This is a genomic window from Streptomyces sp. NPDC008137 (genome assembly GCF_042957035.1).
In the GTDB taxonomy this organism is placed as follows: domain Bacteria; phylum Actinomycetota; class Actinomycetes; order Streptomycetales; family Streptomycetaceae; genus Streptomyces.
In genome coordinates this window covers 1-5,333 of the sequence record NZ_JBIBHN010000067.1, presented here as the reverse complement: position 1 = coordinate 5,333, position 5,333 = coordinate 1, and the positions used below count along the sequence as shown (strand labels likewise).

Genomic DNA, 5,333 nt, shown 5'->3' with positions numbered 1-5,333 from the left:
ACCCCCCCCCCGCGCCGCCCCCCCCCCCCCCCGCCCGCCCCCCCCCCCCCCCCCCCCCCCCCCCACGGCCCCGACCCCCCACCCACCCGCAGGCGACTACCGCACGAGACACGGCCGCTTCCCGTCGAACTCCCATCCCGGCACCAGATACCGCATCCCCACCGCATCGTCCCGCGCCCCCAGCGCCTTCTCCCGATACAGCTCGTGCGCCGCGAGAAGCCGGTCCATATCAACCGTCACCCCCAGCCCCGGAGCATCCGGCACCGCGACCTCCCCACCCACGATCCGGGGCGGAGAAACAGTGAGCCGCTCCAGCCCCTCCTGCCAGATCCAGTGCGTGTCCAGCGCGTTGTACTCCCCCGGAGCCGCCGCCCCGCAGTGCGTCACCATCGCCAGCGAGATGTCGAAGTGGTTGTTCGAGTGACACCCCCACGTCAACCCCATGGCGTTGCACAACTGCGCCACGCGCACCGACCCCCGCATCGTCCAGAAGTGCGGATCGGCCAGCGGAATGGACACCGACTGCAGAGCCAGCGCATGCGCCAGCTGACGCCAGTCCGTAGCGATCATGTTCGTAGCCGTAGGCAACCCCGTGGCCCGCCGGAACTCCGCGAGCACCTCCCGCCCGGAATAACCCCCCTCCGCCCCACACGGATCCTCGGCATACGCCAGCGTCCCCACCAGCGGCCGACACAGCTCAACCGCCTCCCGCAGCGACCACGCCCCGTTCGGATCAAGCGTGACCCGAGCCTCGGGAAACCGCGCCTTCAGCGCCCGCACCGCAGCGACTTCCTCGACCCCCGCCAGCACACCCCCCTTGAGCTTGAAGTCCCGGAACCCGTACAGCTCGTACGCCGCCTCCGCCTGCCGCACGATCGCCCCCGGCGACAACGCCTCCTCATGCCGCACCCGGTACCACTCCACGTCCGATTCCGGCTCCCGGACGTACTCCAGATCGGTCCGGTCCGGATCACCCACGTAGAAGAGATAACCCAGCACCCGCACGGACGACCGCTGCTGCCCGTCCCCCAGCAGTGCGGCGACGGGCACGTCGAGATGCTGCCCGAGCAGATCGAGCAACGCCGACTCCACCGCGGTCACCGCATGAACCGTGGTCCGCAGATCGAACGTCTGCGCACCCCGCCCACCCGCGTCCCGGTCGGCGAACCGCTCCCCGATCTCCCGCAGCACCCGCTGGTAGTCCCCCAGCTCGGCTCCGACGACAAGCGACTCGGCATCCCGCAGCGTCCGCGTGATCTTCTCCCCGCCGGGCACCTCCCCCAGCCCGGTACGCCCCTCGGAGTCGGTGAGAACGACGACGTTGCGGGTGAAGTACGGCCCGTGCGCGCCGGAGAGGTTCAGCTCCATGCTGTCCCGCCCGGCGACGGGGTAGACGGCGAACGCGGTGACGGTCGGCTGACTGCTCATGCTGGTCCAAGTCCCTTGACTAGTGGATGAATCGGTCTACAGCCCAAAAACGTCCAGCGCCCACTCGACCGCGAGCACACCCCCCAGCCCGAGCACCGCGAGCACCGTCGTATAGGAAGTCCGTACCTTGATCGCCTCGACGACGGACAGGTTGAAGTACTCCTTGAACAACCAGAACCCGGGGTCGTTCACATGCGAGAACGCGATGGAGCCACACGCCACGGCGAGCACCATCACCTCCGGGTGAACCCCACTCCCGGCCAGCAGCGGCAGGGCGACACCTGAGGCCGTGACGACGGCGACCGTGGCCGAGCCGAGCGCGATGCGCAGAATGACGGCGACGAGCCAGGCGAGGACGATCGGAGAGACGGACCAGCCGTCGGTGACGTCCTTGATGTAGTCGGAGATACCACCCTCGACGAGGACGTTCTTGAAGGCCCCGCCCGCACCGATCACCAGCAGGATCATCGCCATGGCCTGGGCCGCCGACGAACAGGAGGCGCCGACATCGCCCAGGCTCCGCCCGATCCGCGGCCCGAACACCCAGATCGCCAGGCACAGGGTCAGCAGCAGGGCGATCGGCGCCGAGCCGACGAAGGCGACGACGTGCAGGAACGGGCTGTCTCCCGAAGCCGCCATGTCGGTCACGGCCGCGGCCACGATCAGCACCACGGGGAACAGTGCCACGAACAGCGACCACCCGAGCCCCGGCATCTCCTCCTCGCTGAACTCGCGCTCGCTGACCAGCCCCTTGGGGATGGTGGGCGTCATCCGGGCGACGAACGGAAGACGCGGCCAGGCCAGGGCGATGAGCGCCCCCGCGGGCACGGCGATGAACAGGCCGTAGAAGAGCGTCAGCCCGACGGAGGCGTGGAAGGTCGCGGCGACGGCGGTGGGGCCGGGGTGCGGCGGCAGGAAGCTGTGCATGGTGGACAGGGCGATGGACATCGGCAGCCCGACCCACAGGAGCTTCGCGCCGGTGACCCTGACCAGCGTGAACGCGATGGGCACGATGATGACGAACGCGACCTCGTAGAACATGGTCACGCCGATGAGCATGGACGTGACCACCATGGCCACCTGCACCCATCGCGGACCGAAGGCGTCGAGGAGCTTGCCGGCTATGCGCTGCGCGGCGCCCGAATCCCCCATCACCCGGCCGACCATGGCACCGAGCCCGATGGTCAGCATGGTGTCGCCGATCTGGTCCCCGATGCCCTCGGAGAGGACGTCCGGGATGGTCGCCACCGGAATGCCGCGGACCAGTGCGACACCGACCGCGACGAGCAACAGCGCCGCGAAGCCGTTCATTCTCAGCCGGGTCATGAGCAGGAGCAGGACCACGACGCTGATCCCGACGACGAGCAGAGGCAAGGCAGTTCCCCTTTGAACTGGTGAGTGAACTGGTGAGGTCTCACCCCTTGAACCGGCGAGAGCCCCATCCCCGTATGCAGATGACGTCCACGTATGCAGATGGAGGCTAAGTGCGTGAACGAAGCGGGTCAATGGCCCGGGCGATCACAGATTGATGTGCACGATCGACGCGGCGCCCCGGACCTACGATTGAGCCCATGCAGGAGAGCAGCAGAGGCGTCCGCGGCGTGAAGTCGGCGGCCAGAACCGTCGCACTGCTGGAACTGCTCGCGGAGCGAGGCGAGGAGCCCTCGCGTCTCGACCAGCTCGCCGAGGAACTGGACGTGCCGCGCAGCAGCATGTACCAGCTGTTGCGGACGCTCATCGACTCCGGCTGGGTCCGCACCGACGCCACCGGCTCCCTCTACGGCATCGGGATCCGCGCGCTGCTCACCGGCACCGGTTATCTAGACGGGGACCGCCGTATCCGGGCGGTCCGGCCCTACCTGGACGAGGCGTCGGACGCGCTCGGCGAGACGATCCACCTGGCACGGCTCGACGGCCGGGACGTCGTCTACCTCGCCACCCGCGAGTCCCACGAGTACCTGCGCACCATCAGCAGGGTCGGCCGCCGCGTCCCGGCCCACGCCGGCGCACTGGGCAAGGCACTGCTCGCCGAGCGCGCCGACGACGAACTACCCCTCGGCGACGGCCCGTTGACCGGCCTCACCGAGAACACGCACACCGACCGCGCGACCCTGCTCGCCGACCTGGCCGGGGTGCGCGAGCGCGGCTACTCCGTCGACCGCGAGGAGACGGTGCCGGGCATCGCCGGCTTCGGCTTCGCCCTGCGCTACGGCACACCGGCCGTGGACGCCATCAGCTGCTCGGTCCCGGTGGCCCGGCTGACCACGGAACACGAGACCCGCATCATCTCCGTGATGAGCGACATCCGAGCGAGGATCGAGTCCCGGCTACCCCCGGCCTCGGGCGTACCGGACTGGCGCTGAAGCGCGGAAGGCCGTGGTCGGGACTGCCCGACCACGGCCCGCGCACGACGCTTCAGGAATCTCGCGAGGGGCTTCTCAGCCGGTCGCCCCGTCCGGCAGGACCCCCGCCCGGAACGGCTCCACACCTTCGAGCGTCCGCACCCGCGTCGGCTCGATCAGCAGCATCACCCGGCGCTCGCCGGGCAGCATCCACGGATACCGGTCCTTCCCGAGGTACTTGCGCGTCAGCCGGTCCATGCCCCGCTCCGCCTCCTCGCCCTCCACGAAGCGGACGACCTTCCCCCGGATCTCGGCCCGGTCGTAGGGGTTCTCCGGGTCGTGGTGGGACAGGGAAACGTACGGATTGCGCCGCAGGTTCTCCTCCTTCACCCGCCCGATCGAGGTGTTGACCATGACGTACCCGTCTTCGATGTCCGCCCACATGGGCGACACCTGAGGCGCCCCGTCGGCCCCCACCGTCGCGAGATGCCAGAAGTTCGGCGCGAGAAGCCGCTCGCGAATATGCCCTTTGAGCTTGCCGTTCACGTAGTTCACTGCCTTTCCGGACCCATGATCATCAGGCCCGGGACATCCCTACCCCCAACCCGCCCCGACCGACAAGCCGATCTTCGGCCCCGGCCGAACCCGCCGGTAGCCGTAGCTTCCTACAATCCGTGATCCTGGCCGAACAGACCGTAGTCAACGCACCCCCGCCGCCCTAGCTTGTGGCGCGTGCGCCGACCTTCAGCCCGCCCGGGCAAGCCCGCTCCCACTCCCCCACCCCAGCCCGCCCCCACGGCCCCGCCCTTCAACGCCCCGGCAGCCCGCCGCCTGCGCGCGGCCCTCGGCATGACACCCGAGCACGTCGCCCACGGCATGCGTGTCTCGTACGGGCACCCCCGCGTCACCCCGGACCACGTGATCGACTGGGAGCGCGGGACCGCGGCCCCGTCCAACTCCGAACTCACCGCTCTCGCAGGTGTGCTGTGGTGCTCACCGGGTGAACTCATCGGCAGACCCCGCACCCTGCGCGAACACCGCATCGCCCGCTGCCTCGCCCCCGAGGACGTGGCCCGGGCCGTCGGACACGAGGTCCACGCGTATCTGCACATGGAGGAGACCGACACCTGGCGCGGCACGGACCGCCAGTCCGGCGCCCTCGCCGACGTACTCGGCCTCGGCCTGCGCGACTTCGTCACCGTCACGGGCCGGAACGCCAAGCTCGGCGATCTGCTGCGCAGCGCGGTCAGCACCCGCTGGCAGGCCTACGTACGCCCGGTGGCCAAACTCGTGCCCCTGGACCGGCCGTTCCTGGAGGGCGCCCTGCGGGCGCTGCACGAGGACTACCAGGGCCATATGGCCGCCACCCTGAGCTGGGGCGGCGGCAGCGGCGACGCGGGCGACACCGCCCGCGACTTCCTGCACCGGATCGTCGACCACTTCTGGACGAGAATCCAGCAAACGCCGGCCTAGGTGTATTGACCCGCAGGGTTGTTAACGCGGCTGATCGGTGGCTGACCGCCGAGTGCGGTGTGGCAGCGGTGGTGGTTGTAGGCGTGTAGG

5 protein-coding genes are annotated in these 5,333 nt (G+C 69.7%); 2 read left to right on the top strand and 3 right to left on the bottom strand.

Annotated elements, in window-relative coordinates; all coding sequences use genetic code 11:
• Positions 1 to 96: 96 nt before the first annotated feature.
• Complete coding sequence (locus tag ACFZBT_RS40720; protein ID WP_391115650.1) at positions 97 to 1,428, bottom strand: enolase C-terminal domain-like protein; 1,332 nt, start codon at positions 1,426 to 1,428, stop codon at positions 97 to 99.
• A gap of 36 nt (positions 1,429 to 1,464) precedes the next feature.
• Entirely contained in the window at positions 1,465 to 2,802 is a 1,338-nt protein-coding gene (locus ACFZBT_RS40715; RefSeq protein WP_391115648.1) for a gluconate:H+ symporter, read from the bottom strand.
• Positions 2,803 to 2,999: 197 nt separating this feature from the next.
• Between ACFZBT_RS40715 and ACFZBT_RS40710 the strand changes: the two genes are divergently transcribed.
• Positions 3,000 to 3,791: an IclR family transcriptional regulator C-terminal domain-containing protein gene (locus ACFZBT_RS40710; RefSeq protein WP_391115646.1), complete on the top strand. Its 792-nt coding sequence runs from the start codon at positions 3,000 to 3,002 to the stop codon at positions 3,789 to 3,791.
• Between the two features lie 75 nt (positions 3,792 to 3,866).
• Here the strand turns inward: ACFZBT_RS40710 and ACFZBT_RS40705 are convergent, their stop codons facing one another.
• Positions 3,867 to 4,325, bottom strand: coding sequence for a TIGR03618 family F420-dependent PPOX class oxidoreductase (locus ACFZBT_RS40705; RefSeq protein ID WP_391115644.1), 459 nt, complete (start codon positions 4,323 to 4,325; stop codon positions 3,867 to 3,869).
• 177 nt (positions 4,326 to 4,502) lie between these two features.
• Here ACFZBT_RS40705 and ACFZBT_RS40700 point away from each other — a divergent pair, with 177 nt between their 5' ends.
• Complete coding sequence (locus ACFZBT_RS40700) at positions 4,503 to 5,243, top strand: helix-turn-helix domain-containing protein (protein ID WP_391115642.1); 741 nt, start codon at positions 4,503 to 4,505, stop codon at positions 5,241 to 5,243.
• Positions 5,244 to 5,333 lie beyond the last annotated feature (90 nt).

Coding starts and splice junctions, on each gene's coding strand:
- ACFZBT_RS40720 (WP_391115650.1), bottom strand. CDS start 1,428: ATGAGCAGTCAGCCGACCGTCACCGCGTTCGCCGTCTACCCCGTCGCC.
- ACFZBT_RS40710 (WP_391115646.1), top strand. CDS start 3,000: ATGCAGGAGAGCAGCAGAGGCGTCCGCGGCGTGAAGTCGGCGGCCAGA.